Source organism: Ramlibacter pallidus, from assembly GCF_015070875.1.
GTDB lineage: Bacteria > Pseudomonadota > Gammaproteobacteria > Burkholderiales > Burkholderiaceae_C > Ramlibacter > Ramlibacter pallidus.
This window is the reverse complement of record NZ_JADDIV010000001.1, coordinates 1-25,620: the sequence shown is the minus strand read 5'-3', so window position 1 is coordinate 25,620 and position 25,620 is coordinate 1. Positions and strand designations below refer to the sequence as shown.

Annotated in this window: 26 protein-coding genes; 9 read left to right on the top strand and 17 right to left on the bottom strand. The window is 71.5% G+C overall.

Going from position 1 to position 25,620, the window contains the following annotated elements; all coding sequences use genetic code 11:
- Window positions 1–113 precede the first annotated feature (113 nt).
- Window positions 114–869, bottom strand: coding sequence for a hypothetical protein (locus IM787_RS00130; RefSeq protein WP_193674611.1), 756 nt, complete (start codon window positions 867–869; stop codon window positions 114–116).
- A gap of 101 nt (window positions 870–970) precedes the next feature.
- Here IM787_RS00130 and IM787_RS00125 point away from each other — a divergent pair, with 101 nt between their 5' ends.
- Window positions 971–1,342, top strand: coding sequence for a hypothetical protein (locus IM787_RS00125; RefSeq protein WP_193674610.1), 372 nt, complete (start codon window positions 971–973; stop codon window positions 1,340–1,342).
- Here IM787_RS00125 and IM787_RS00120 read toward each other — a convergent pair.
- From IM787_RS00120 to IM787_RS00105, 4 genes are all read right to left on the bottom strand, one after another.
- A complete protein-coding gene (locus IM787_RS00120) occupies window positions 1,339–1,503 on the bottom strand; it encodes a hypothetical protein (protein ID WP_193674609.1) in 165 nt (54 codons plus the stop codon). The genes IM787_RS00125 and IM787_RS00120 overlap by 4 nt on opposite strands.
- The gene (locus IM787_RS00115) at window positions 1,500–2,396 is read right to left on the bottom strand and encodes a DMT family transporter (RefSeq protein ID WP_193674608.1); all 897 of its coding nucleotides are present in this window, start codon (window positions 2,394–2,396) and stop codon (window positions 1,500–1,502) included. The genes IM787_RS00120 and IM787_RS00115 overlap by 4 nt, the downstream gene beginning before the upstream one ends.
- A gap of 78 nt (window positions 2,397–2,474) precedes the next feature.
- A complete protein-coding gene (locus IM787_RS00110; RefSeq protein ID WP_193674607.1) occupies window positions 2,475–2,969 on the bottom strand; it encodes a methylated-DNA--[protein]-cysteine S-methyltransferase in 495 nt (164 codons plus the stop codon).
- Between the two features lies 1 nt (window position 2,970).
- The gene (locus tag IM787_RS00105; RefSeq protein WP_193674606.1) at window positions 2,971–4,452 is read right to left on the bottom strand and encodes a DNA-3-methyladenine glycosylase 2 family protein; all 1,482 of its coding nucleotides are present in this window, start codon (window positions 4,450–4,452) and stop codon (window positions 2,971–2,973) included.
- A 109-nt stretch (window positions 4,453–4,561) separates the two neighbouring features.
- Here IM787_RS00105 and IM787_RS00100 point away from each other — a divergent pair, with 109 nt between their 5' ends.
- Genes IM787_RS00100 through IM787_RS00090 form a run of 3 tightly spaced genes read left to right on the top strand, consistent with a single transcriptional unit; the run spans window position 4,562 to window position 8,184 of the window.
- Window positions 4,562–5,944: a phosphomannomutase/phosphoglucomutase gene (locus IM787_RS00100; RefSeq protein WP_193674605.1), complete on the top strand. Its 1,383-nt coding sequence runs from the start codon at window positions 4,562–4,564 to the stop codon at window positions 5,942–5,944.
- A 33-nt stretch (window positions 5,945–5,977) separates the two neighbouring features.
- A complete protein-coding gene (gene waaC, locus IM787_RS00095; RefSeq protein WP_193674604.1) occupies window positions 5,978–6,943 on the top strand; it encodes a lipopolysaccharide heptosyltransferase I in 966 nt (321 codons plus the stop codon).
- A complete protein-coding gene (locus IM787_RS00090) occupies window positions 6,940–8,184 on the top strand; it encodes a 3-deoxy-D-manno-octulosonic acid transferase (protein WP_193674603.1) in 1,245 nt (414 codons plus the stop codon). The genes waaC and IM787_RS00090 overlap by 4 nt, the downstream gene beginning before the upstream one ends.
- A 95-nt stretch (window positions 8,185–8,279) precedes the next feature.
- Here the strand turns inward: IM787_RS00090 and IM787_RS00085 are convergent, their stop codons facing one another.
- From IM787_RS00085 to IM787_RS00055, 7 genes are all read right to left on the bottom strand, one after another.
- Window positions 8,280–9,602: a TolC family outer membrane protein gene (locus IM787_RS00085; protein WP_193674602.1), complete on the bottom strand. Its 1,323-nt coding sequence runs from the start codon at window positions 9,600–9,602 to the stop codon at window positions 8,280–8,282.
- A gap of 53 nt (window positions 9,603–9,655) precedes the next feature.
- A complete protein-coding gene (locus tag IM787_RS00080; RefSeq protein ID WP_193674601.1) occupies window positions 9,656–9,991 on the bottom strand; it encodes a rhodanese-like domain-containing protein in 336 nt (111 codons plus the stop codon).
- 7 nt (window positions 9,992–9,998) lie between these two features.
- Window positions 9,999–10,688 (bottom strand): protein-L-isoaspartate O-methyltransferase family protein, encoded by a 690-nt coding sequence (locus IM787_RS00075; protein WP_193674600.1) that lies wholly within the window; start codon window positions 10,686–10,688, stop codon window positions 9,999–10,001.
- A 14-nt stretch (window positions 10,689–10,702) separates the two neighbouring features.
- Window positions 10,703–13,891, bottom strand: a complete 3,189-nt coding sequence (locus tag IM787_RS00070; RefSeq protein WP_193674599.1) for an efflux RND transporter permease subunit — start codon at window positions 13,889–13,891, stop codon at window positions 10,703–10,705.
- Between the two features lies 1 nt (window position 13,892).
- Window positions 13,893–15,053, bottom strand: a complete 1,161-nt coding sequence (locus tag IM787_RS00065; RefSeq protein WP_193674598.1) for an efflux RND transporter periplasmic adaptor subunit — start codon at window positions 15,051–15,053, stop codon at window positions 13,893–13,895.
- Window positions 15,050–15,739, bottom strand: a complete 690-nt coding sequence (locus tag IM787_RS00060) for a TetR/AcrR family transcriptional regulator (RefSeq protein ID WP_193674597.1) — start codon at window positions 15,737–15,739, stop codon at window positions 15,050–15,052. The genes IM787_RS00065 and IM787_RS00060 overlap by 4 nt, the downstream gene beginning before the upstream one ends.
- Before the next feature lie 152 nt (window positions 15,740–15,891).
- Complete coding sequence (locus IM787_RS00055) at window positions 15,892–16,656, bottom strand: YdcF family protein (RefSeq protein WP_193674596.1); 765 nt, start codon at window positions 16,654–16,656, stop codon at window positions 15,892–15,894.
- Between the two features lie 79 nt (window positions 16,657–16,735).
- Here IM787_RS00055 and msrA point away from each other — a divergent pair, with 79 nt between their 5' ends.
- Together msrA and sugE are read left to right on the top strand one after the other, a co-directional pair.
- On the top strand, window positions 16,736–17,275 hold the full coding sequence (gene msrA, locus IM787_RS00050; protein WP_193674595.1) for a peptide-methionine (S)-S-oxide reductase MsrA: 540 nt from the start codon (window positions 16,736–16,738) through the stop codon (window positions 17,273–17,275).
- 11 nt (window positions 17,276–17,286) lie between these two features.
- Entirely contained in the window at window positions 17,287–17,604 is a 318-nt protein-coding gene (gene sugE / locus IM787_RS00045; protein ID WP_193674594.1) for a quaternary ammonium compound efflux SMR transporter SugE, read from the top strand.
- 4 nt (window positions 17,605–17,608) lie between these two features.
- Here the strand turns inward: sugE and pdxH are convergent, their stop codons facing one another.
- Window positions 17,609–18,256, bottom strand: coding sequence for a pyridoxamine 5'-phosphate oxidase (pdxH, locus tag IM787_RS00040; protein ID WP_193674593.1), 648 nt, complete (start codon window positions 18,254–18,256; stop codon window positions 17,609–17,611).
- Between the two features lie 35 nt (window positions 18,257–18,291).
- Here pdxH and IM787_RS00035 point away from each other — a divergent pair, with 35 nt between their 5' ends.
- Complete coding sequence (locus IM787_RS00035) at window positions 18,292–18,828, top strand: nucleotidyltransferase family protein (protein ID WP_193674592.1); 537 nt, start codon at window positions 18,292–18,294, stop codon at window positions 18,826–18,828.
- Here IM787_RS00035 and IM787_RS00030 read toward each other — a convergent pair.
- Genes IM787_RS00030 through IM787_RS00015 form a run of 4 tightly spaced genes read right to left on the bottom strand, consistent with a single transcriptional unit; the run spans window position 18,825 to window position 22,784 of the window.
- A complete protein-coding gene (locus IM787_RS00030; protein ID WP_193674591.1) occupies window positions 18,825–20,366 on the bottom strand; it encodes an acetolactate synthase large subunit in 1,542 nt (513 codons plus the stop codon). The two genes, IM787_RS00035 and IM787_RS00030, sit on opposite strands and share 4 nt — an antisense overlap.
- 11 nt (window positions 20,367–20,377) lie before the next feature.
- The gene (locus IM787_RS00025) at window positions 20,378–21,646 is read right to left on the bottom strand and encodes an MFS transporter (RefSeq protein ID WP_227494021.1); all 1,269 of its coding nucleotides are present in this window, start codon (window positions 21,644–21,646) and stop codon (window positions 20,378–20,380) included.
- Complete coding sequence (locus IM787_RS00020; protein WP_193674590.1) at window positions 21,643–22,158, bottom strand: superoxide dismutase family protein; 516 nt, start codon at window positions 22,156–22,158, stop codon at window positions 21,643–21,645. Before IM787_RS00020 ends, IM787_RS00025 begins: the two co-directional genes overlap by 4 nt.
- Window positions 22,155–22,784, bottom strand: a complete 630-nt coding sequence (locus tag IM787_RS00015; RefSeq protein WP_354004331.1) for a gamma-glutamylcyclotransferase — start codon at window positions 22,782–22,784, stop codon at window positions 22,155–22,157. The genes IM787_RS00020 and IM787_RS00015 overlap by 4 nt, the downstream gene beginning before the upstream one ends.
- Window positions 22,785–22,902: 118 nt before the next feature.
- Here IM787_RS00015 and edd point away from each other — a divergent pair, with 118 nt between their 5' ends.
- The gene (edd, locus tag IM787_RS00010) at window positions 22,903–24,732 is read left to right on the top strand and encodes a phosphogluconate dehydratase (RefSeq protein ID WP_193674589.1); all 1,830 of its coding nucleotides are present in this window, start codon (window positions 22,903–22,905) and stop codon (window positions 24,730–24,732) included.
- Complete coding sequence (gene eda / locus IM787_RS00005) at window positions 24,723–25,379, top strand: bifunctional 4-hydroxy-2-oxoglutarate aldolase/2-dehydro-3-deoxy-phosphogluconate aldolase (RefSeq protein ID WP_290427327.1); 657 nt, start codon at window positions 24,723–24,725, stop codon at window positions 25,377–25,379. Before edd ends, eda begins: the two co-directional genes overlap by 10 nt.
- Window positions 25,380–25,620 lie beyond the last annotated feature (241 nt).

Here is a 25,620-nt window from a genome sequence, read left to right as displayed (position 1 = left end):
TCCGGAACCGGCCGCGCCGGCGACCGACCCCGAAAAGGGTCGCGTGAAGGATCCGGAGCAGGGCGAGCCGGAGCATCCCCGGCAATGAACACACGCCTGCGGCGCGCGGGCGCCTAGTTCGCGGCGTCCAGCAGGCCTTGCGCGTCGTCGTCCGCGCTCGGCACCGGGGTCGCCTTGGCGAGAGCCATCCAGACGCCGAACGGCAGCCCGGCGCGCGCCGGACGCACCGCGGGCCGGGCCACCGAGAGGCGGCCTTCCTTCTGCGCCACCAGCACCCCGCATTCGCCCGGCACCTCGTCCGGTGCGGCGATCTCGCGTCCCCGTGCATCGGTCCCCAGCACGTACCAGCACTCGCCGAGATCGCGGTAGGCGGCGCGCTTGGCTTCCTGCCGCAGGTCGGCCAGCAGGTCGGCGCGCCGCACCTTGATCTCGTGGACGATCGGCTCGACGTAGCTTTCCACCGAGGTGTGGCGGATCGAGAAGACGTCCGGACGCGCGATGCACCAGCGCAGCGGCTTCGCGGATTCGCCCGTGGGCACCTGTGCGCGCAGGCTCAGGCCGGTCCACGCCAGCCGCCCGCCGCGCGCCATCTCCTGCGCCACCCGCTGCACCAGCGCCTCGTGGGCGGAGAGCGCCGCGCGGTTGCGTGCGAGCACGGTGGCGAGCCACTGCACGCCCGGGTCGGTGACGCGCAGGGTCTCGTGCCCGAGGGGCGACCGCACCCGCTCCAGCAGGCCGGCGGCGACCAGGTCGATCTCCAGCGGGTCCTGGCTGGGCCAGCCGGCGGACCGGTAGATGTCGCGCAGGCGCCGGGCGTGGGCCCGCGTGAGCAGGGGGCCGAATGGGGTGGTGGGGATGGCGGCTGGCATCGGGAAGGCGCCAGTGTACGGCGCGACGGTAGGCACTCTCCCACGCCCGGACACGCAGTCTCCTTATCGCCGGGAATGAGTGGGTGCACACAATGTGCCGCATGGTTGAGAAATCGATGGAGTCCACGCGCACGTCCGCGCAGCTCGCCGCCCTCGCGCATGCGCCGTTGCCGGCCGTGCTCTATGGCATCACCGCCGTGCGCATGGAAGGCCACCAGGTCACCGAGGTGATGATGGGCATGGTCGATCCGGGCCTGCAGCACTGGGACCTGCGGCCGGCGCCCACGCGCCTGGTCGAAGTGGTGGACCGCCTGGTCGAGGGCGACACCGTGGTCACGCTCTTCCAGACCGAACGCGGCACCCTGGAGAGGGGGCCGCAGGTGCAGGTCGACGTGCTGCCGGAAGGCAGCGAGACGCTCGCCCTCGCCGAGGAAAGGCCCGGCCGGCGCCTGAGCGACCTGCCGCGCTTCTAGATCTCCTTCAGCTGCTTCTTCAGCAGCGCCTTTTCCTGCTGCCGTTCGGACGCGCGCGACTTGCGATGCGAGCCCGCCTTGCGCTGCGCGGCGGCCGCCACGAGCGGATTGCGGGGCTTGGGCGCGGTGACCCGCAGCTTGATCTTGCGCGCCGAGTTCATGCCGGCGCCCTGCGCGCCGGCAGCTTCAGCAGGCCCGTCGACAGGGCCGTGCCGAGCACGATCACCGCGCCGCACAGCACCATCCACGCGGTGACGCGTTCGCCGAGGAACAGCACCCCGTACAGCACCGCGAACACCGGGATCACGAAGGTGACGGCCAGCGCCCGCGCGGGGCCGGCGTTCTCGATCAAGCGGAAGTACAGGATGTAGGCGACGCCGGTGCACAGCACGCCCAGCACGATCGCGGCGGCCCAGGCCTGCGTGCCCGGCATCTGCTGCGGCAGGAACCACGGCATCAGCAGCCCCAGGCCGACGGTGGCGCCGGCCTGGCTGCCGCTGGCCGTCACCAGCGGGGGCAGGCCGGTGAGGTAGCGCTTGGTCGCGCTGGCGGCGAGCCCGTAGCAGACGCAGGCCAGCAGGCAGGCAAGGATCGCCCACGCGGGTGCGACGCCGCTGGCGTCCGGGCGGAAGGTCGCCTTGTCCCATGCCAGCATCGCGACGCCGGCGAAGCCGACGAACAGGCCCAGCACGCGGGAGCCGGTCGGGCGGTCCTTCAGCCAGATCCAGGCGACGAGCGCGCCGAACAGGGGCGCGGTCGCGTTCAGGATGGAGGCGAGGCCCGTCGTGATCGACACCACGGCGAAGGCGAACAGCAGGAAGGGCAGCGCCGAATTCAGCAGGCCGACCCCCATCACCTTCCACCATTCGCGGCGGAAGGTGGCCGCGTGGCCCTTCACCAGCATCAGCGGCAGCAGGAAGGCGGAGGCGACCGCGACGCGAGCGGCGGCGGTGCCGAGCACGCCGAAGTCCCCCACCGCGAAGCGCATGAACATGAAGGACGCGCCCCAGATGGCGGCGAGCGCGATGAAGTCGACGATGGAGGCGAAGGGCATGGCGCGGCTAGTGTGCAGGGAAACGCGGGCGCGCCATTTCGCTGCCGATGAAAGTTAGGGGCCGGATTGATGCCGGCTTCACATCAATGCGCCTTCCAGCCGCAGCAGCGCCGTCTTGCGCTCCAGCCCGCCGGCGTAACCCGTGAGCCCGCCGCCCGTGCCCAGCACGCGGTGGCAAGGCACGACGATGCTCACCGGGTTGCGGCCGACCGCCGCGCCGATGGCACGGGCGGCCTGCGGGCGTCCGAGCTGCCGGCCCAGTTGGGCATAGCTGGTGGTCCCGCCCGGCGGGATCGCGAGCAGCGCCGTCCAGACGCTTTGCTGGAAGGGCGTGCCCTGCAGGTCCAGCGGCAGGTCGAAGCGCGTGCGCCGGCCGGCGAAGTACTCCTCGAGCTGCGCGATGCCTTGCTGCAGCAGAGGGTGGCGGGCGTCCTCGGGCCATGCGCTCGCGTCGGGCCCATGGCGCTGGCCGACGAACCAGAGGCCGGCCAGCCCGCGGTCGGTCGCGGCCAGCAGCATCCGCCCGAGCGGGCTCTCGTAGTGCGTGCATGCACGCACGGCGTTGCGGTTCATTTCATCCTCCTTGGGAGAGGGCGCTCCATGCGCGGATGACCGCGTAGGAGCGCCAGGGTTTCCAGGCCTGCGAGGCCGCCTCGGCTTCGCGCGCGGGCTGCCGGCTTTGCTGCACGCCCATCGCCTTGTGCAGGGCGACGTCGCCGGCGGGAAAGGCATCGGGCCAGCGCAGGGCGCGCATCGCGATGTATTGCGCCGTCCAGTCGCCGATGCCGGGCAGTTCCTTGAGCGCGTCCGTCGTGGCGACGACGTCGGCGCCAGGATGCAGCCCGATGCGGCCTTCGGACACGGCGCGGGCGATGGCGACGATCGCGGCCTGCCGCTGGCGCACGATGCCCAGCTGGCCCAGCGCATCGCCTTCCGCCGCGGCCAGCACCTCGGGGGCCGGGAACAGGAAACGCAGCGCCGGGTCGGGCGTCGCCAGGGGTTCGCCGAAGCGGTGCACCAGCCGCTGCGCCAGCGTGCGGGCCGCGGCCACGGTGATCTGCTGGCCGAGCACCGCCCGCACCGCGAGCTCGTAGCCGCTCAGCGCGCCCGGCACGCGCAGGCCGTCGCCCAGCGGGAAGCTGCCGTGCAGCCGTGCGTTGATCGCATGCGGATCGGCGTCGAGGTCGAAGGCGGCGCGCACGCGCCGGATCACCAGCGGCAGCACGCCGTGCAGCGAATCGCTGACGTGCAGCACCACCTGGCATTGCGCCTCGTCGAAGCGGGCCGTGAGCCAACCCGCATGCCGGGTGCCGCCGGTGTCGATCGCCAGGGTGCGTGCCAGCTGGTGGTCACCGACGGCTTCGAGTCCTTCGATCGCGCGGGTGCGGAAGAAGCCGAGCATCGCCGCGACGTCATACGGCGGCCGCCAGCCCAGCCGCACTTCGCAGCCGCCGTCGGTACCGCGCCCCGCGCGGCGCAAGGCACTGGGGCTCAGGCCGTAGTGCGCGGTGAAGGCCGCGTTGAAGCGGCGCACGCTGCCGAAGCCGCTGGCCAGGGCGATCTCGGTCACCGGCAGCTGCGTGTCGGCCAGCAGTTGCTTGGCGCTCAGGAGCCGGCGCGTCTGCAGGTACTGCAGCGGCGACACGCCCAGCTGCGCTTCGAAGATGCGGCGCAGGTGGCGGTCGCTCACGCCGAGGCGCTGCGCCAGCAGGTCCACGGAAGGCGCCGCGTCACCCCAGGCCTCGGGCTCGTCGAGCATGCGGGCCGCCTGCTGGGCCAGCACCGCGCTGGCGTCCTGCAGCGACCAGCGCAACGCCTGGGGCGCCAGCTCGGGACGGCAGCGCAGGCACGGACGGAAGCCCGCGCCTTCGGCCTGCGCCGCGTGGGCGAAGAAGCGGCAGTTCTCGCGCCGCGGCGTGCGCACCTTGCAGACCGGCCGGCAGTAGATGCCGGTGCTGGTCACGCCGGTGAAGAAGCTGCCGTCGAAACGGGCGTCCCGCGCTTTCAGCGCGAGGTAGCACGCGTCGGGGCTCAGCGGCGGATCAGCAGGACTCATGCGGCCATGATACGCAGCGACCCATGCAGGACTAGCCGTTTTCGGACATGTTCCTCGCGCACCGCGCCCTAGAATCGATCGGGCACCCAGGCATCAAAAGAACACGACCATGCAGCTCAGCCCCACGATCTTCAAGGCCTACGATGTCCGCGGCATCGTGCCCGCCACCCTCGACGAGGAAGTCGCCGAAGCGCTCGGCCGCGCCTTCGGCCTCGCCGCCCGCAAGGAGGGCGAGACCACCGTCGCCGTCGGCCGCGACGGCCGCCTCAGCGGCCCTGCGCTCAGCGCGGCGCTCGTGCGCGGCCTGGTCGCCAGCGGCGTCGACGTGATCGACGTCGGCATGGTGACGACGCCGATGCTCTACTTCGCCGCCAGCACGCTCGCCAGCAGCGGCATCCAGGTGACCGGCAGCCACAACCCGAAGGACTACAACGGCTTCAAGATGGTGCTGGCCGGCCGCGCCATCTACGGCGACGAGATCCAGGCCCTGCGCAAGACCATGGAAGCAGGCGGCGGCGAACGCGCCGCCCAGCCCGGCACGGTGCGCAACGTCAACATCCTGGCGCCGTACCGCGACCGCATCGTCGGCGACATAAAGCTGGCGCGGCCGCTGAAGATCGTGGTGGACAGCGGCAACGGCATCGCCGGTGCCTCGGCGCCGGGCATCTTCCGCGCCATCGGCTGCGAGGTGATCGAGCTGTTCTCCGAGGTCGACGGCAACTTCCCCAACCACCATCCCGACCCGAGCAAGCCCGAGAACCTGCGCGACCTGATCGCCAAGCTGAAGGAGACCGGTGCCGACCTCGGGCTGGCCTTCGACGGCGACGGCGACCGCCTGGGCATCATCACGAAGGGCGGCAACAACATTTACCCGGACCGGCAGATGATGCTGTTCGCGCAGGACGTGCTCTCGCGCGTGCCCGGCGCGCCCATCCTGTTCGACGTGAAGTGCACGCAGCGCCTCGGCCCGGCCATCGCCGCGGCCGGCGGCCAGCCGATGATGTTCAAGACCGGGCACTCGCTGATCAAGGCCAAGATGCGCGAGGTGAACGCACCGCTCGGCGGCGAGATGAGCGGGCACATCTTCTTCAAGGAACGCTGGTACGGCTTCGACGACGGCACCTATGCCGGCTGCCGCCTGCTCGAGATCCTGTCGCGCCACCCCGACCCGAGCGCCGTGCTGGACGGCCTGCCCACCAGCTTCTCGACGCCCGAACTGAACGTGAAGTGCGAAGAAGGCGAACCGCACCGCGTGGTCGCGGAGCTTGTGAAGAAGGCGAACTTCCCGGACGCGAAGGTCTCCACCATCGACGGCGTGCGCGTCGACTGGCCGGACGGCTTCGGCCTGCTGCGCGCGTCGAACACGACGCCGGTGCTGGTGCTGCGCTTCGAGGGCCAGACCCAGGAGGCCCTGCACCGCATCGAGGGCGAGATGCTGGGGCTGCTGCGCTCGGTGAAGCCGGACGCGAAGATCGGCGAGGCGGCGCACTAGGGCCGCGGCCGGGCAGGGCACAATCCGCCTGCCTTGAACATCCTCATCGTCAAGCTCTCCTCCCTGGGCGACGTCGTGCACGCCATGCCGGCCGTGCAGGACCTGCGCGCGGCCCTGCCGCAGGCGCGCATCGACTGGGTCGTGGAGCGCGGCTTCGCGCCGCTGGCGCAGCGCTGCGAAGGGGTGCGCCGGGTGGTCCCCTGCGAGCTGCGCAAGTGGCGCAAGGCGCCGCTCGCGCGCGACACGCGTGCCGAGTGGCGGGCGTTCCGCAGCGAGTTGCACCGCGAGCACTACGACGCCGTGATCGACCTGCAGGGCCTGATGAAGTCCGCGTTGGTGGCGCGCATGGCGCGGCTGGCACCGGGCGGCAAGCGGTACGCGATGGCGAACCGCACCGAAGGCTCGAGCTACGAGGCCCCCACGCGCTGGGTGGCGGACGTCGCCGTGCCCGTCGAACCGCGCTCCCATGCGGTGCAGCGCTCGCGCGACGTGTGCGCGCAGGCCTTCGGCTACGTGCCCGCCGCCTCGCTGCGCTACGGGCTCGGCCGGGCCGCCGCGACGCGCGAGGACACCGTCGTGCTGGTGCATGGGACCTCGCGCGCCGACAAGTGCTGGCCCGAGGCCCACTGGGTGGAACTCGGCCGGCGCCTGGTCGCGCAGGGACACGGCATCGGCCTGCCCCACGGCAGCGACGACGAACGCGCGCGCAGCGAACGGATCGCCGCCGCGCTCGGCCCGCGCGCGCAGGCCTGGCCGCGCCTGTCGCTGGACGCGCTCACCGCGCGCATGGCCACGTGCTACGGGGCCATCGGCGTGGACAGCGGGCTGAGCCACATCGCCGTCGCGCTCGACCTGCCCCACGTGCAGGTCTACAACTTCGACACGGCGTGGCGCACCGGCCCCATCGGCCACCCGCGCCAGCGCAGCGTGTACGCCGCCCCGGCACCCGGCGTCGACAGCGTCTGGCAGGCGTGGCAGGCCGTCACGGTCCCCGGATGATCCGGCCGCTCTATTCGCTGGTGCTGATGGGCGCGCAGCCGCTGCTGCGGCGCAAGCTGCGGCGGCGCGGGGTGGCCGAACCCGGCTACCTCGAACACGTCGACGAGCGCTTCGGCCGCTATCCCGCGGCGACGGAACCGGGTCGCCTGTGGATCCACGCGGTGTCGCTGGGCGAGACGCGCGCCGCCGCCATCCTGCTGGGCGTCCTGCGGGACGCCCGGCCCGATCTCCGGATCCTGCTCACGCACGGGACGGCCACCGGCCGCGCCGAAGGGCAGCGGCTGCTGCGCGAAGGCGATGCCCAGGCCTGGCTGCCCTGGGACACGCCGCGCGCCGTGCGCGGCTTCCTGGACCACTTCCGCCCGAGCGCGGGCGTGCTGATGGAAACCGAGGTGTGGCCCAACCTCACCGCGCACTGCAAGGCGCGGGGCATTCCCCTGGCACTGGCGAACGCCCGGCTCTCCGACAAGTCGCTGTCGCAGGCGCGGCGCCTGTCGCGCCTGTCACGACCCGCTTACGGCGCGCTCGATGCCGTGTGGGCCCAGACGGAACCCGACGCGCGCCGCCTGGCGGAGGCCGGCGCCACGGTCAAGGGCGTCTACGGCAACCTGAAGTACGACGCGACGCCGGATGCCGCGCAACTGGCGGAGGGCCGCGACTGGCGCAGCACTTCGCCGCGGCCGGTGGTGATGTTCGCCAGTTCGCGCGAGGGTGAAGAGGCCGGCTTCCTGCGCGCCGTCGCGGCGCACCCGGACGTGCAGTGGCTGCTGGTGCCGCGCCATCCGCAGCGCTTCGACGAAGTCGCCGCGCAGGTCGTGCAGGCCGGCTTCACCGTCTCGCGCCGCAGTGCCTGGGGCGACTCGCCGGCGCCGGCGGCCGTGTGGATCGGCGACTCGCTCGGCGAGATGGCGATGTACTACGCGCTGGCGGACGTCGCCCTGCTGGGGGGCAGCTTCGCGCCCCTGGGTGGGCAGAACCTGATCGAGGCCGCGGCGTGCGGCTGCCCCGTCGTGATGGGCCCGCACACCTTCAACTTCGGCGAAGCCGCGGAGCTGTCGCTCGCCGCAGGGGCCGCACGGCGCGTGGCCGGCATCGAGGAAGGCGTGCGCGTCGCGGTGGAGCTGGCGCGCGATCGTGCCGCCCTGCAGCAGGCCGCGGCGGCGGGCGAGCGCTTCGCGGCGGAGCACCGCGGCGCGGCGCAACGCACGGCCGACGCCATCCTGCGGATGCTCGATCGCTGAGGCGCATGCCGTCATTCCCGCGCAGGCGGGAATCCAGGGCTTTCCGTGTTCGGAGTGCGCCGCGCAAGGCCTGCGGCGACTGTCGTCTTCGACTGCTACCGTGCCAGCAGCGTGTTCAGCCGCGCCAGGTCTTCGGGTGTCAGCGTGCCGTTCGCCTGCCGCAGCCGCAGGTGCCCCAGCAGCACGTTGTAGCGGGCCTGCGCGAGGTCGCGCTTGGTCTGGAACAGCTGGCTCTGGGCGTTGAGCACGTCGATGTTGATGCGCACGCCGACCTGGTAGCCCAGGCGGTTGGCTTCCAGCGCGCTCTGGCTGGAGGCTTCGGCCGACTCCAGGGCGCGGACCTGGTTCTGACCCGACACCACGCCGAAGTAGGCGGTGCGCACGGCCTGTGCGACCTGGCGGCGCGCGGCCTCGAGGTCGGCCCGGGCGCGCTCCTCCAGCGACAGCGTCTCGCGGATGCGGTTCTGCGTGGCGAAGCCGGCGAACAGCGGCAGGTTGAAGGCCAGGCCCACGTTGCCGCTGCGCGGACGCGAATCCAGCGGCGAGGCGGCGTTGCCGCCCACGTTCTTCGTCACGCCGTAGCTGGTGGTGAGGTCCAGCGTCGGCTTGTGGCCGGCCTTGGCCTTGTCGGTTTCCAGTTCGGCGATCTCGACCGCCTTGCGGGCCTGCTGGATGGCGGGGCTGGCGCTCTCGGAGACGGCCACCCAGGCTTCCGGGTCGGCGGGCTGGGGCGGCGGCACCACCAGCGGCGTGGCCAGCGGGTTGGGCTGCGTGTTGGTCTTGCCGACCAGCGTGTCGAGCGCCAGCCGGCGCACGCGCAGGTCGTTCTCGGCCGCGATCTCCTGCGCCAGCACGAGGTCGTAGCGTGCCTGTGCCTCGCGCGTGTCCGTGATGGTGGAGGTGCCCACTTCGAAGTTGCGGCGCGCCGAGGCCAGCTGCTCGGCCACGGCCGTCTTCTGCGCGCGCACGAAGGCCAGGGTGTCCTGCGCCGCCAGCACGTCGAAGTAGGCCTGGCTCACGCGGATCATGAGGTCCTGGCCCGCCTGCTGCAGCTGGTACTCGGCCAGTTCCGCCTGCCGCTGGCCCTGGCGATAGGTCGCCAGGTTGGCCGGGCGGTACAGGGGCTGCGAAGCGCTGATCGTGGCCTGCTGCGTGGTGTAGTTGCGGTCCGCGGCCGGGACGTCGTTCTCGAAGGCGCTGCGGGTCACGCCCGCGGCCAGCCCGGCCTGCGGCAGGATGCCGGCGATGGCCTGGTCGGAACGGAAGCGCGTGGCGTCGTACTGCGCCCGCGCCGACTGCCACACGGCGTCGTACGCGCGCGCGGCTTCGTAGAGCTCGAGCAGGCCCTCGGCGCGCGCCGTGCCGGCCGCCGCAAGGGCGAGCGCCGCCGCCAGGGGGAGAAGCCGCATCCGTTTCATTCTTCCGTCCTTCTCTTTGCTCGCTCGTTCTGTTCGTCCGCCGCCGCCGCGCCTCAGTAGAGAGGCACGCCCGGATCGCGCTCGCGCGCCCAGGCGTCGATGCCGCCGGCGATGTTGGCCACGTCCGTGTAGCCCTGCTGCTCCAGGAACATGGCCACGCGCTGGCTGCGCGCGCCGTGGTGGCACAGGCAGGCGATGGGCCGGTCCTGCGGCAGTTCCGCGAGGCGCGCGGGGATCTGGTTCATCGGGATCGCCACCACATCGAAGGCATCCGGCGTCACGCTCGCCACCTGCACCTCCCAGGGCTCGCGCACGTCCAGGACCATGGGCCGGCCCGGCTGCTGCTGCAGCCAGGCGTTGAATTCGGAAGGGCGGACCTGCGGGATCATGGGCGGATCAGAAGTGGAAGCGCGAGGGCTCGGGGAAGCGGGCCAGGCGCGGCGCCAGCGTGTCCCAGGGTTGCCGGGTCTCGTACGAGGCTTCGCCGGTGCGGGTGATGAAGGTCGCGCGCATCACGGGCTCGTCGCCGACGATGGCGGCCAGGCGGCCGCCCACCTTCAGCTGCGCCAGCAGGGCCTGCGGCACCTCGTGCACCGAACCGGACAGCACGATCGCGTCGAAGGGGCCTTCCGCAGCCAGGCCCTTGGCGCCGTCGCCTTCGCGGACCTCCACGTTGCGCAGTCCGGCGCGCTGCAGGTTCTCGCGGGCCAGGCGGGCGAGTTCGGGGTGCAGTTCCAGCGTGATCACGCGCTGCGCGCGGCTGCCCAGCAGGGCGGCCATGTAGCCGGAGCCGGCGCCCACCTCCAGCACCTTCTCGTGCGGCCTGGGCGCCACGTCCTGGAGCAGCCGGGCTTCCATCTTGGGTTCCAGCATGCACCAGCCGTTGCGCATCGCTTCATCCGTGGGCCCGACCAGCGGGATCATCACGTCGGTGAAGGCCATCGCCTTGTGGGCGAGCGGCACGAAGTCCTCGCGCTTCACGTGCGACAGCAGCGCCAGCACGTCCAGGTCCAGCACGTCCCAGGGGCGGATCTGCTGCTCGATCATGTTGAAGCGGGCGCGTTCGATGTCGTACGGGGCGGTCATGGTTTCTCGTGCGGTCAGGACAAACCGTCCATTTTAGAAGCCGGCAGGGGCTGGGCGCCCGTTCCACCGGCGGCGGTGCGGCGTCCGCGCGTCAGCCAGCGGGCCAGGTCGTCGAGGTAGCAGTACACGACCGGCACCACCACCAGGGTCAGCAGCGAGGAGGTGATCACCCCGCCGATCACCGCCTGGCCCATCGGCGCGCGCTGTTCCGAGCCCTCGGACAGCGCGAAGGCGAGCGGCACCATGCCGAAGATCATCGCCAGCGTCGTCATCAGGATCGGCCGCAGCCGCACGCGCGCGGCGTGCAGCAGCGCCTGCGAGCGCTCCATGCCCTGCTCGCGCATGCGGATGGCGAAATCGACCAGCAGGATCGCGTTCTTGGTCACCAGGCCCATCAGCATCACGATGCCGATGACCGAGAAGATCGAGAGCGTGGAGCCGAACATCATGAGCGCCAGCACCACCCCGATCAGCGTCAGGGGCAGCGACGTCATCAGCGCCAGCGGCTGCAGGAAGCTCTTGAACTGGCTGGCCAGGATCATGTAGATGAAGACCACGGCCATTGCCAGCGCGGAGACGGCATAGCCGAAGCTCTCCTGCATGTTCTTGGTGGAGCCGCCGAACTGGAAGCGGTAGCCGGGCGGGAAGGCGATGGCCTCGAGCTGCTTGCGGATGTCCGCCGACACTTCGCCTGCGGCGCGGCCGAAGGCGTTGCCGTTGATGGCCACCTCGCGCGTCAGGTCGCGGCGGTTCACCTGGTTCGGCCCGGTCGATTCGCGCACGGTCGCCACCTGGTTCAGGCGGACGATGCGCGAGCTGCCGTCGGCGTGGGTGCCGGTGGTGAAGGGCAGGCGCTCCAGGTCCGCGGGCGCCGTGCGCGCATCGGGCGCCAGGCGCACGTTGACGTCGTAGGTCTGGTCGTCGGGGGCACGCCAGTTGCCGACCGTCTGGCCGGCGACCAGCGTGCGCAGTGCGCCGGCGATCTGCGACACCGAGAGGCCCAGGTCGGAGGCCGCTTCGCGCTTGACCTGGATCGCCACCGTCGGCTTGTCCGGCTTGACGCTGGAGTCCAGGTCGACCAGCCCGGGGATGGGGCGGATGCGCTCGGTGACCAGGCGCGAGAGGCGCTCCAGCTCCTTCAGGTCCGGGCCCTGCAGCGAGAACTCGATCTGCTTGTTGCCGCCCACGGCGTCGACCAGGCCGGCGTGCGTGACCGTGATGCCCGGCACCTGCTTCAGGCGGTCGCGCAGGATGCCCGCCATCTCGTCGACGCTGCGCGTGCGCTCCTTGCGGTCCACCATCCGCACGTAGACCGACGCGTAGATCTTGCCCTGGGCGGCGCCGGTGTTGATGGTGCCCACCGTGTAGCGCACCTCGGGGAACTCGCGGATGATCGCTTCGACCTGCTTCGTCTTGGCTTCGGTGAGTTCCAGCGAGGAGCCCACCGGCGTGTGGAAGCTGAGCGTCGTTTCCGAGTAGTCCGCCTTGGGCACGAACTCGGTGCCGAGCAGCGGCACCATGAACAGGCTGGTGACGAAGATGGCGATGGAGCCGAGCACCGTGGGCACCTTGTGGTCCAGCGCCCAGCGCAGGATCTTCTGGTAGCCGTCGGCCAGCGATTCCGTGGCGCGGTCGAACCAGCCCGTGACGCGGCCGATCGTGCGGTCGTAGAACGTGGGGTTCGCCTTGGGCTTGCCGTGCGCCTCGACCTCGGGGTCGTGCCAGACCGACGACAGCATCGGGTCCAGCGTGAAGCTGACGAACATGGAGATCAGCACCGCCGCCACGATGGTCACGCCGAACTCGTGGAAGAACTTGCCGATGATGCCGCCCATGAAGCCGATCGGCAGGAACACGGCGACGATCGAGAAGGTGGTGGCCAGGACGGCGAGGCCGATCTCCTGCGTGCCCTCCAAAGCGGCTTGATAGGGTGTCTTGCCCATCTGCACGTGGCGCACGATGTTCTCGCGCACCACGATCGCGTCGTCGATCAGCAGGCCGACGCACAGCGACAGCGCCATCAGCGTGATCATGTTGATCGTGAAGCCGAAGGCGTACATGAAGAGGAAGGTGCCGATCAGCGCGATCGGCAGCGTCAGGCCCGTGATGACCGTGGACCGCCAGGAATTCAGGAACAGGAAGACGATCAGCACCGTCAGCAGCGCGCCTTCGATCAGCGTCTGCCGCACGTTCTCGACCGACACGCGGATGGGCCGGGAGGCGTCGCTCACCGGCTCCAGCTTCACGCCGGGCGGCAACTGGGCCTGCATCTCCTGCACCGTCCTGCGCAGGCCGTCGACGACGGCGATGGTGTTCTCGTCCTGCGACTTCAGCACCTGCAGCAGCAGCGTGCGCTGGCCGTTGTACAGGGCCAGGCTCTCGACTTCCTGCGCGCCGTCGGCGACGCGCGCCACCTGGTGCAGGCGCACCGGCCCGCCCCCCTTGCGCGCGACGATGATGTTGCCGAAGTCTTCCGGCCGCTGCATGCGGGCGTCGACCTGCACCACGCGTTCCTGCGCCTGCGAGCGGATCGCGCCGACCGGCAGGTCCTGGTTCTCGCTGCGCACCGCGGCCACCACCTGGTCGGCGCTGATGCCCAGCGCTTCCATCGCGGGCGGGTCCAGGTAGATGTTGATCTCGCGCCGCGTGCCGCCCACCAGCGCCACGGAGCCGACGCCCCGCACGTTCTCCAGCCGCTTCTTCAGCACCTGGTCGGCCCAGTTGGTCAGCTCCACCGGCGTCATGGCGCGGCCGCCGCGCGTGCCGTCCGGCAGCACGGCCAGCGACCAGACCGGCCGGCTGGCCGGGTCGAAGCGCAGCACCCGCGGCTCCTTCACCTCGTCGCGGAACAGCGGGCGGATCGCCGCGATCTTCTCGCGCACGTCCTCCGCCGCCTTGCGGCCGTCGATGTGCAGCTGGAACTCGATGATGACGACGGCGGAGCCTTCGTAGCTGCGCGAAGTGAGGGCGTTGATGCCGGCGATGGAATTCACCGCCTCTTCGATCTTCTTGCTGACCTCGGTCTCGACGATCTCGGGCGAGGCGCCGGGGTAGTCGGCCTGCACCACCACCACCGGGAAGTCGATGTTCGGGAACTGGTCGACCTTCAGCCGCTGGTAGGAGAAGAGTCCCAGCACCACGATGGCGAGCATCACCATCGTGGCGAACACGGGGTTCTTCAGGCTGACGCGGGTGAACCACATGTCAGGGGCTCTGCTCCCTCCCCCGCTGGGGGAGGGCCGGGGTAGGGGTGCCGGTGAACTTCACCGGCGTGCCCTCGCGCAGCGGCCCGACGTGGCCGCGGATCACGACCGCGGCGTCCGCCAGCCCGCCCACGGCCACCCAGGTGTCGCGCTCGGCCTCGCCGCGCGCACCCGGCTGCACGGCCTTGTGGGCGACCTTGTTGTTCTCCACGACCTGCACGTAGGGGGCCGGCTTGTCGGTGCGCACCGCGGAGAGGGGCACGGCCAGGCCGGTCGTGCGGCCGACCGCCAGCGTGCCTTGCGCGAACAGGCCCTGCCGCAGGCCGCTGGTGTCCGCCAGCACCAGGTACGCCAGCACGCTGCGGCTGCCCGCCTGCGCGCTGGGGTTGATGCGCGCCACGCGGGCCGCGATGGCGCGCGGGCTGCCTTCCACCTGCAGCGTCGCTTCCTGGCCGACGCGCACGTCGACCGAATCCGCGGCGCCCAGCGTGGCCTCCAGCTCCAGCCGCGACAGGTCGACGATCTCGACCACGCGGCCGTCGATGGAGATGCGCTCGCCCGGCTGGGCCAGGCGCTGGGCGACGATGCCGGAGATCGGCGCCCGCAGGACCGTGTCCTCCACGCTCTTGCGCGCCAGGTCCACGGCGGCCAGCGCGGCCTGGTGGTTGGCGCGCGCCGCGCTCAGGTTGTTGGCCGAAGTGTCCAGCGCGCTGCGCGAGATGAAGCCCTGGTCGACCAGCGCCTTGTTGTTGTTGTACTGCCTCTCGGCGATGTCGATCTGGGCCTTCGCGGACTCGGCCTGGTCCTGCGCCTGCTTCAGGCGCGCGCGTCCTTCGGTGGCGTCCACCCGCGCGACCACCTGGCCGGCGCGCACCGCATCGCCTTCGCGCAGCGCCAGTCCCTGCAGCTCGCCGGCGACGCGCGCCTTCACGAACGCGGAGTTGACGGCCTTGAGCGAACCCGACACCGGCAGGCCGCGCTGCAGCTCGCGCGGCTCGGCGCGCACGACGTCGCTGGCCGCCAGTTCCACGGCCGCCTGGGCGGGCTGCGCCACCTTCTGCGCCTCGGCCACCTGCACCGCGCGGCGGGCCTGCAGGCGCCAGGCGCCCAGCACCACCAGGGCGACCACGAAAGCCGCAAGAAACCATTTCCACTTCTTCATGGCCGGGCCTCCTGGGCGGCGTCGCGCGGCTTGCACAGGCCGTTGAGCAGCACGTCGACCTGTGCCTGCAGGTAGCGTTGCGGGTCGAGCGGGTAGTCCTGAGGCACGCAGGCGCCCAGGGAGTGCTTCATCATGATCAGGAAGATCATCGGCGCCGTGATGTTGAAGACCGCGTATTCGATGTCCAGCTCGCGGAACTCGCCGCTGTCGACGCCGCGCTGCAGCATGCGGCGCACCAGTTCCGTCCCCGGCCGGATCACCTCCTGCTGGTAGAACGCCGCGAGCTCGGGAAAGTTGCGGGCCTCGCTGATGATCAGCTTGGTGATGCCCGACGCACGGGTCGCGCCGATGCGCTCCCACCAGATGTTCATGCAGTAGCGGACCATCTCCGCCGTCGAGCCTTCGAACTTCTCGAACTCCTCGGCCCATTCCGCGAACCGGCCCGACATGTTCTCGCGCACCACGGCCTTGAACAGTTCCTCCTTGCTCGGGAAGTAGAGGAACAGGGTGCCCTTGGACACGCCGGCGCGCGCCGCGACTTCCTCGGAGCGGGTGGCGGCGAAACCCTTCTCGACGAACAGGTCCAGGGCGGCGTCCAGCAGTTCGCCGGGGCGCGCCTCCTTGCGGCGCTCGCGCTTGGCCGCGGGGTCTTCGCCGCGGGCGGCGGCGAGCTTGCTGAGGGACATAGCGAGGTAGGAAGGGCGGAGGGCCGGGCCGGCGGCAAAGCTGCAGGCGGATCCCGGCTCTTACTGACTGACTGGTTAGTAATGTAGCCAGCCGGCCGGCCTGCCGTCAAGGCAACCCATCCATGGATCGCGCAAAGCTGCGGTGAAGTGGGCTACCGGGCCGCCGCAACCCCGCGGGCGAGCCACTCCCGCACGATGCTGCGGGTCAGGGCGGCGCCGTGGGAGGACGGCATCCACTCCAGGAGCGGGCGGGTCCGTGGCACCGGGAAGCCGGTGGGCGCGGGGATCACGTCCAGGCCCTGCGCCCGGAAGGCAGCGGCGGCCCGCGGGATGTGCGTGAAGTCGGTGACGAGAACGATGCGCTGCACGCGGTCGCGCCGCAGCAGTTCGGCGGTCCGGGCCGCGTTCTCCGCCGTGTCGCGGGACTGGTCGTCGAGCCAGCGGACCGCCAGGCCGTAGTCCTCCTGCAGGACGCGGCGCGCCACGGCGCCTTCCGTGTCCTTCTGTTCGGCCGCGGCGCCCCAGCCCATGCCCCCGGCGAAAGCCAGCGGCTTGCCGGTCCGGCGCGCCAGCCAGGCGCCGTAACGCAGGCGCTGGAGGGTGTGGTCGCCCGGTTGGGCGACACCGTATTCCGGCGCCTGCGGCTGGACGCCGCCGCCGAGGATCACGATGGCCTGGGCCGACTGCAGGTCCTGCGGCTGCGCGGCCGCCAGCGGGGGCAACAGGTGCCGGGCCAGCACCAGCGCGAAGCCGTTGGTGCTCAGGAAGTAGGCGAGCACGAGGCCGGTGGCGGCCAGGACCAGTCCCGGGCGCCGCCGGCGGGTGGCCAGCAGGACGCCGCACAGCGCGAGCAGCAGCGGCCCCGTCGGCGGTAGCACGAGTGCGGTGAGGATGGGCTTGAGCTCACCGGGTTCCATGGCGGGCGCTGGGGTCGTGCATGGGCCGCGATGGTACGGCAGCCCGCAGCGACTACAGTCGCGGCTTCAGGAGAACGGCATGAGCAACCTGCAAACCATCGTCCTCGGCGGCGGCTGCTTCTGGTGCACCGAAGCGGTCTTCAAGGAAGTGCGCGGCGTGACCGACGTGGAGTCGGGCTACAGCAACGGGGAGACCGAGCGCCCGAGCTATGAACAGGTGTGCACCGGCCGCACGGGGCACAACGAAGTCGTCAAGCTCACGTACGACCCCGCGCAGGTGAGCCTGCGCCAGCTGCTGGAGGTGTTCTTCGTCGTGCACGACCCCACCCAGCTGAACGGCCAGGGCAACGACATCGGCACCCAGTACCGCAGCGGCATCTACTACACGACGCCGGAGCAGAAGCAGGTGGCCGACGACATGATCCGCGAGATGGGCCAGGACAAGCTGTTCGGCCGTCCGATCGTCACCGAGGTGGTGGCGATGGCGAACTACTGGCCGGCGGAGCCCTACCACCAGGACTTCTTCGAGAAGAACCCGACGCAGGGCTACTGCATGGCCGTCGCCGCGCCCAAGGTCGCCAAGTTCCGCAAGACCTTCGCGGAACTCACCCGCCGTTAGGAAGGACCCGCATGGCTTGGGTGGTGCTGGTGATCGCCGGCCTCTTCGAGGTGGGTTGGGCGATCGGCCTGAAGTACACGGAAGGTTTCTCTCGCCTCTGGCCCTCGGTGGGCACGATCACGGCCATGGTGGTGAGCGTCGTGCTGCTCGGCTGGGCGATGCGCACGCTGCCCGTGGGCACGGCCTATGCGGTCTGGACGGGCATCGGCGCCATCGGCACCGTGATCCTCGGCATCGTGCTGTTCCAGGAGCCGGCGACCGTCGCGCGGCTGGTGTGCGTGGGGCTGATCCTGGCGGGCATCGTGGGGCTGAAGCTCACGCACGCCTGAAGGTTCAGGGCGCGAGCCGCTCGCGGATCCATCCGCCTTCGGCCAGGCGATAGCGCAGGCGGTCGTGCAGCCGGCTCTTGCGCCCCTGCCAGAACTGCCAGCCGTCCGGCACCAGGCGGTAGCCGCCCCAGTGCGGCGGCCGCGGCGGCGACAGCATGAACTGCGCACCGAACTTCGCGGCGTTCGCCACCAGCACGCTGCGCCCGGCGATCACCTGGCTTTGCGGGCTGGCCCAGGCACCGATGCGCGAATCGAGCGGACGGCTGGCGTAGTAGGCGTCGCTCTCCTGCGCGTCGACCTTCTCCACGCGGCCCTCGATGCGCACCACCCGCTCCAGCTCCACCCAGTGGAACTGCAACGCGGCGTAGGGGTTGCCGGCGAGCTCCTGGCCCTTGCGGCTGTCGTAGTTGGTGTACCAGACGATGCCGCGGGCGTCGTAGCCCTTCACCAGCACCGGCCGCGTGCTGGGGCGCAGGTCGCTGCCGACCGTCGCCAGCGTCATCGCGTTCGGTTCCGGGATCTCGGAGGCGATCGCCTCGGTGATCCACTGGTCGAACTGCTGCAGCGGGTCGGCGTGCGAGGCGTCCTCGCTCAGTTCGGCGCGCTCGTAGCTCTTGCGCAGGGCGGCGATGCGGTCGGAGGTGCTGCTCATGCGCGGATTCTCGCATCGGTGCTACCGTACCGCCCGTGCACTCGTCCATCCCCGTGGTCCTGGTGCTCGCCTCGGGCCGGGGCGAGCGCTTCCGCGCGTCCGGCGGGCAGGGCTCCAAGCTGCACGCGCCGCTCGCGGGCCGCACGGTGATCGAGCACACGCTCGCGGCGGTGCAGGCCAGCGGCCTGCCGTTCCATGTCGAGGATGGGGGCCATCCCGGCATGGGCGATTCGATCGCGGCCGCCGTGCAGGCGACACCGGACGCCGGCGGCTGGCTCGTGCTGCCGGCGGACCTGCCGCTGGTGCGGCCCGAATCCCTGCGGGCGGTGGCCGAAGCGCTGGAACGCGCGTCCGTGGTCGTGCCGGTCTACCGGGGCACCCGCGGCCATCCGGTCGCCTTCGCGCGGGAACACGGCGACGCCTTGCAGGCGCTGGCCGGTGCCGACGGCGCCGCGGCCATCGTGCGCGGCAGCCTCGCGTTGCGGCTGGAGCTCGACGACCCCGGCATCGTGACGGACATCGACACGGTCGAAGACCTGGCGCGCGCCGAGCGCCTGCTGGCCACCCGCTAGATCCGCAGCTCGATCAGGAAAGGGCCGCTGCGCGCGAAGCTTCCGCGCAGGAGGTCCGCGCATTCCTCCATCGTCGCCGCCCGTGCGGCTTCGACGCCCATGCCGTTGGCCAGGTGCACCCAGTCCAGGCCGGGGTTGCCCAGGTCCAGCATGTTCATCGCCGTGGGCCCGGGCGTCGCGCCCACCCCCTTGTACTCGCCGACCAGGATGTCGTAGCGGCCGTTGGCCAGCAGGATGGTCGTGCAGGGCAGGCGTTCGCGGGCCTGCGTCCAAAGGGATTGCAGCGAATACATCGCCGAGCCATCGGCCTGCAGGCTGACCACGCGCCGCTGGCCCCGGGCCGCGATCGCCGCGCCGGTCGCCACCGGCAGCCCGTCGCCGATGGCGCCGCCGGCGAGGTGCAGCCAGTCGTGCGGCGGCGCCGCATGCGTGTTCTTGTAGAAGCCGCGGCCGTAGGACACGCTTTCGTCGGAGACGATGGCGTGGTCCGGCATCAGCGCGGCGACCGTCTGCGCCACCTTGTCGGGGCTGGGCGCGCCACTGGCTGCCTCGGGCCGCGGCCCGGGGTCGGGCATCTCCACTGGCGGTGCGACCAGCGCTTCGGCCAAAGCGCGCAGCGCGGCCACGGCTTCCTGCTCGGGGCGCGACAGCACGTGCAGCTGCGCGTCGGGCGCGTACTGCGTCGAAGGCTTGCCCGGATAGGCGAAGAAGCCCACCGGCGGCTTGGCGTTGACCAGCACGATGTGGCGGTAGCGCGCGAGCGCCTCGATCGCCAGGTCCGTCTTGTAGGGAACCCGTTCGATCTGCAGGTGGCCGCGGCCGCGCGCGAGGTGCGCCGTGCCGAACTCGGCGAAAAGGCCGGCGCCGGTGGCCTGCGCGACGCGCCAGGCCAGGGCCTGTCCCTCCGCCAGCGCCGCGTGGCCGCCGAGCAGCACCAGGGTGGGTTCGCCGCTGCGCAGCGCGCGGGCCGCGCGTTCGACGGCGTGGCCGTCCACGGCGGCCGGCACCACGAGCGGCAGCGCATCGGCCACCACGCCGCCTTCGTCCCAGGACGCATCCGAAGGCAGGACCAGCGTCGCCACCTGCCCGGGATGGCTGCGCGCCGCGCGCACCGCCTCCGCCGCGTCGCGTCCCACGTCCTGCGCGCGCGTGGTCGTGCGCACCCAGCCGGACACCGCGCGCGCGAGGGCCTCGGTGTCGGCCGTCAGCGGCGGATCGTGCGGCCGGTGGTAGGTGGCCTGGTCGCCGACGATGTTGACGATGCCGCTGCGCGCGCGGCGCGCGTTGTGCAGGTTGGTCCAGCCGTTGCCGAGGCCGGGCCCGCAGTGCAGCAGCGTGCAGGCCGGCTTGCGCGCGATGCGCCAGTAGCCGTCGGCCATGCCCGTGACCACGTTCTCCTGCAGGCCCAGCACGCAATGCATGCCGGGCACCTGGTCGAGCGCGGCGACGAAGTGCATCTCGCTCGTGCCGGGGTTGGCGAAGCAGGTGTCCACGCCCGAGCGCAGCAGCGTCTCGACCAGGCTTCTCGCGCCGTTCATGTCGTCGTCCTTCAGGTTTGCACGCGCGGGGCCATCAGCGTGAAGCCGCGCGGCGGCAGCCGCAGCGACAGGGCGGCCGCGGCGACGAGCAGCACGCCGGCGCTGCCGAAGGCGAGCCAGTGCGTGCCGAAGGTCTCGTAGCCCCAGCCGCCGAGCCAGGAACTGATCATCCCGCCCAGCTGGTGGCCGACGTAGGCGATGCCGTAGAGCACGCCGACCAGCCGCACGCCGTAGATGTCCGCCAGGATGGCCGACGACAGCGCGATGCTTCCCGCCCACACCAGCCCGCCGATGGTGGCGGCCAGGTACAGCTCGAAATGCGTGCCGACCGCCACCAGCGCGAAGAAGCCCAGCCCGCGGATGCCGTAGATCACGGCCAGGATGTTGCGGCGGGGCAGGCGGTCGGCCATGCGGCCCAGCACCACGGTGCCGAAGATCGCCACGAAGCCGATCAGCCCGATGCCGAACGAACTGGAAATCGCATCGAAGCCGTGGTCCATCAGCATCGGCATGCCGTGCGTGCCCAGCAGGTTCATGCTGTAGCCGCAGGCGAACAGGCCCAGGAACACCTGCCAGAAGGGCAAGGTGCGCAGCACCTCGGCCACTTTCAGGCTCTGCGCCGGCGCGCTGGGACGGGCCTGCTGCGCGGCGATCTCCTCCGGCGCCAGGTCGGTGTGCTGCGGCGCCTGGTCGCGCATGACGAACAGGGCCACAGGCAGCACGAACGCGGTGAAGGCGCCGGCATAGGCCAGCAGCGTCCAGCGCCAGCCCATGCCCTCGATGCCCCAGGCCAGCACCGGCGTCATCACCGCCATGCCCGCCATGGAGCCGGTGGAGAGGAAGAACAGCGCCATGCCGCGCTGGCGCGTGAACCAGTGGCTGATGACGGGCGTGAGCGCCACCGGGCTGGTGAAGGAAAGTCCCACGGACATCAGCACGCCGAACGACAGCATGAAGCTGAACGCATCCCGTGCGAGCACCGCCCACACCGTGGACAGCACCACCAGCGCCGCGCCGGACAGCAGCACGAAGCGCGTGCCCCGCCGCGCCACCAGCCAGCCGGCCAGCGGCATGGCGAGGCCGTAGCACAGCATGCCCACGGCGATGATGGACGACAGCAGGCTGCGGCTGAAGCCGAGGTCGGACGTGATGGGCAGGAAGAACGGCCCGATGCCGAGCCGCATGCCGACCGACAGCAGCGTCAGCAGTGCCGCCGCCGCCACGATGTTCCAGCCGAAGTACCAGCCGCCCGCGGCCGGCGTGGAAGGAACGCCGCTCAATGCCGCACGATCACCGCGCAGGCCAGGCGCGCGCCGGCGTTGCCGGTCGGTTGCGTGGTGTAGTCGTCCGGGTCGCGGTGCACGATCAGGCCGCGGCCCGTGATGTCGCCCGCGCCCGCGCCGACGCTGATGCTGGTGGATTCGAAGCTGAAGCGCGCCACCCCGGCGGCGTCCGCGCGCAGCGACGGCAGGTCGCCGACGTGGTGCGCGCCCGCGCCATGGCGGCCGTGCGGACGCGACGACGGGTTGTAGTGGCCACCGGCGCTGGTGCCGTCCGGGCTGGAGCAGTCGCCCTTCTCGTGCACGTGGAAGCCGTGCTCCGCGTTCGGCCGCAGTCCGCGGATCTCGCCCGAGACCTTCACGCGCTCGCCCTGCTGGGCGAACTGCACGGTGCCCGCGGTGCTGCTGCCGGCGGTGGGCGCGAGCGTGGCGGTGGCGCTGGGGCCGCTGGCGAAGCTGGCGCAGCCGGCGAGCACGGCGGTGGCGGCGAACAGGAAGAGGGCTTGTCTCATGGCTTGTCCTTGGTGGTTTCCAACTGCGGTTCGGCATGCGAACGCTGGATGAGCCGCAGCAGCCGTTCCAGGTTCCGATCCCGGATGTTATGCCGTTGCAGCTCTTCCAGCGTGCGATGGGCGTAGTCGAGCGTCGTGCCGTAGATGCCGCTCGCGAACGCGAAGATCGCGCGGTACTCCTCTTCGGTCAGTTCCCCGGTGTGGCTGGGGCTCTTGCGCGAGAGGGTGAAGGCGAGGGCGCGCACCGGGCCTTCGGGCGTGTGCGCGGTGAGCCAGCGCGGGTCGTACACCGCCATGGACATCTCGCGCGACCAGAGCCTGGCGAGCGTGTCGGCGCCGTGCTCGCGGGGGATGCGGAAGACCACGCCGCGGCAACAGCCGCCGGTGAGCAGGCCGAACACCAGGCCCGGCCGTTCGGGCGTGCCGCGGTTGATGCGACTCCACATCTTCAGCGCGCGGTGCCAGCCATGCACGCGGGCCGGCCGGCGTTCGGCGAAGTCGAACTCGGGCCGCCAGATGAGCGAGCCGTAGCCGAAGACCCAGAGGTCCTCTTCCCCGCCCCATTCGGCCATGGCCCGTTCCAGCATGGCGCCCGCATCGCGCACCGGCTTCGTCAGATCGCTCACGGTGCAACTCTAGCGGACTGCGCGCGACGCTGCCGGCTGGTAACCCGTTCGTAACCGCGGCGCCCCCGCGCACCCGGCCCACGGGGTAGGATCAAGCCATCCCCGTGACCGGCCCGCCATGAAACTCCACCCCGTGCTGGAAGCGGTGACCGCGCGCATCCGCGAACGCAGCGCGCCCACCCGCTCCGCCTACCTCGCCCGCATCGAAGCGGCCGCCTCGCGCGACCGCGGCGCCGACCGCATGGGCTGCGCCAACGTGGCCCATGCTTTCGCCGCGCTGCCGGACAACGACAAGTTCCGCGTCGTCGCCGAACGCGCGCCGAACATCGGCATCGTCAATTCGTACAACGACATGCTCTCGGCCCACGCGCCGCTGGGCAGCTTCCCGCACATCATCAAGGACGAGGCGCGCAAGCTCGGCGCCACCGCGCAGGTGGCCTCCGGCGTGCCGGCGATGTGCGACGGCGTGACGCAGGGCACGGCCGGCATGGAGCTCAGCCTGTTCTCGCGCGACGTGATCGCCATGGCCACGGCCGTGGGGCTGAGCCATGACGTGTTCGATGCGGCGCTGATGCTGGGCATCTGCGACAAGATCGTGCCGGGACTGCTGATCGGCGCCCTGCATTTCGGCCACCTGCCGACGGTGTTCGTCCCCGGTGGCCCGATGCCCAGCGGCCTGTCCAACAATGAAAAGGCCAAGGTGCGCGAGCAGGCGGCGCAGGGCCTGGTCGGCCGCGCCGAGCTGCTGGAAGCGGAATCGAAGGCGTACCACACGCAGGGCACCTGCACCTTCTACGGCACGGCCAACAGCAACCAGATGCTGATGGAGGCGATGGGCCTGCACGTGCCCGGCACCGCCTTCATCCAGCCCCAGCAGCAGCTGCGCGAGGAGCTCACGCGCGAGGCGGTGCGCACGGCGCTGGGTATCGTCAAGGCGCGGCGATTCGCGCCGATCGGCCGCATCGTGGACGAGCGCTGCATCGCCAACGCGATGGCGGCGCTGCTGGCCACCGGCGGCTCGACCAACCACCTGATCCACTGGGTCGCGGTCGCGCGCGCGGCCGGCATCGTGATCGACTGGGACGACTTCGACCGGCTCTCCGGTGCGGTGCCGCTGTTGTCGCGCGTGTACCCGAACGGCAGTGCCGACGTGAACGCCTTCCAGGAAGCCGGCGGCCCGGGCTACGTGATCCGTGAACTGCTGGATGCGGGCCTGATGCACGAGGACGTGCTCACGGTGCGCGAGGGCGGCATCCGCGAGTACACGCGCGTGCCCGACTGGGCCGAAGGCCCGGGCAAGGCGGGGCTGAAGTGGACGGACGTCGGCGCATCGCGGGACGACACCGTGGTGCGGCCGGCGCGCGAACCCTTCAGCGCCACCGGCGGCCTGAGGCTGCTGCAGGGCAACCTGGGGCGCAGCGTGATCAAGGTATCGGCCGTGCCCGAGGACCGTCACGTGATCGAGGCGCCGGCGCGCATCTTCGACAGCCAGGAGGCGCTGCAGTCGGCCTTCAAGGCGGGCGAACTGGACCGCGACGTGGTCTGCGTCGTGCGCTGGCAGGGCCCGCAGGCCAACGGCATGCCGGAACTGCACAAGCTGACGCCGCCGCTGGCGGTGCTGCAGGGCAAGGGCTTCCGCGTGGCGCTGGTCACCGACGGCCGCATGAGCGGGGCCTCGGGCAAGGTGCCGGCGGCGATCCACGTGTCGCCGGAAGCGGCGGCGGGCGGGCCGCTCGCGAAGCTGCGCGATGGCGACGTCGTGCGGCTCGACGGCGTGGCCGGCACGCTGGAAGCGCGGGTCGACCCGCAGGAATGGGACCGGCGCGGACCGGCGAAGATGGACGCGCGGCAGGCGCAGGACAACGGCTTCGGCGTGGGCCGCGAGCTGTTCGCCGGCATGCGGCGCAATGCGACGGCGGCGGAGGAGGGGGCCTGCACATGGCTGTGAAACCGATGGCGGCGCGCCCGGGCGCGCTGGAAGTGATGCAGGACGCGGCGGTGATCCCCGTGATCGTGCTGCAGGACACCGCGCATGCCGTGCCGCTGGCGCGCGCGCTGCTCGCCGGGGGCATCCGCATGCTGGAAGTCACGCTGCGCACGCCGGTGGCGCTGGCCTGCATCGAGGCGATCGCCAAGGAGGTGCCGGAGGCCGTGATCGGCGCCGGCACCGTCCGCAGCGCGGCCGACGCGCAGGCGGCCGCGATGGCCGGTGCGCGGTTCGCGGTCAGCCCGGGCTACACGCCTGCGGTGGGCAAGGCCTGCCACGACCTCGGCATCGCGCTGCTGCCGGGCGTTGCGACGGGCAGCGAGATCATGATGGCGCAGGAAGACGGCTACACGGCGCTGAAATTCTTCCCGGCCATGCAGGCCGGCGGCGTGGCCATGCTCAAGGCCTGGCACGGGCCGTTCAACGACGTGCGCTTCTGCCCCACCGGCGGCGTGACGCTCGCCAATGCACCGGAACTGCTGGCGCTGCCGAACGTGGCCTGCGTGGGCGGCTCGTGGCTCACGCCGGCCGATGCGATGGAGCGGCAGGACTGGCCGCGCATCACGCGGATGGCGGCGGAGGCGGTGGCGCTGAAGCGGCGGGCCTGAACTTCACCCGTCATCCCCGCGCAGGCGGGGATCCAGGGCTTCCGTATGGGTGGGCACGAGGGCCCACCCGGCAGCGTTGCACGTCGCGCCAGGCGGTGCGCGGTGCCGTCCCGCATGAAGGGGCCTCGGCTGGAAGGCTGTTCCCGGCGGCGAAGCAGTGCTACGAGAGCGCGTAGCGCGTATCGAGCGCTGCGACTGTGCACTGATTTCCGGGCTTCTGTTTGAACGGAGAGTTTGCCGC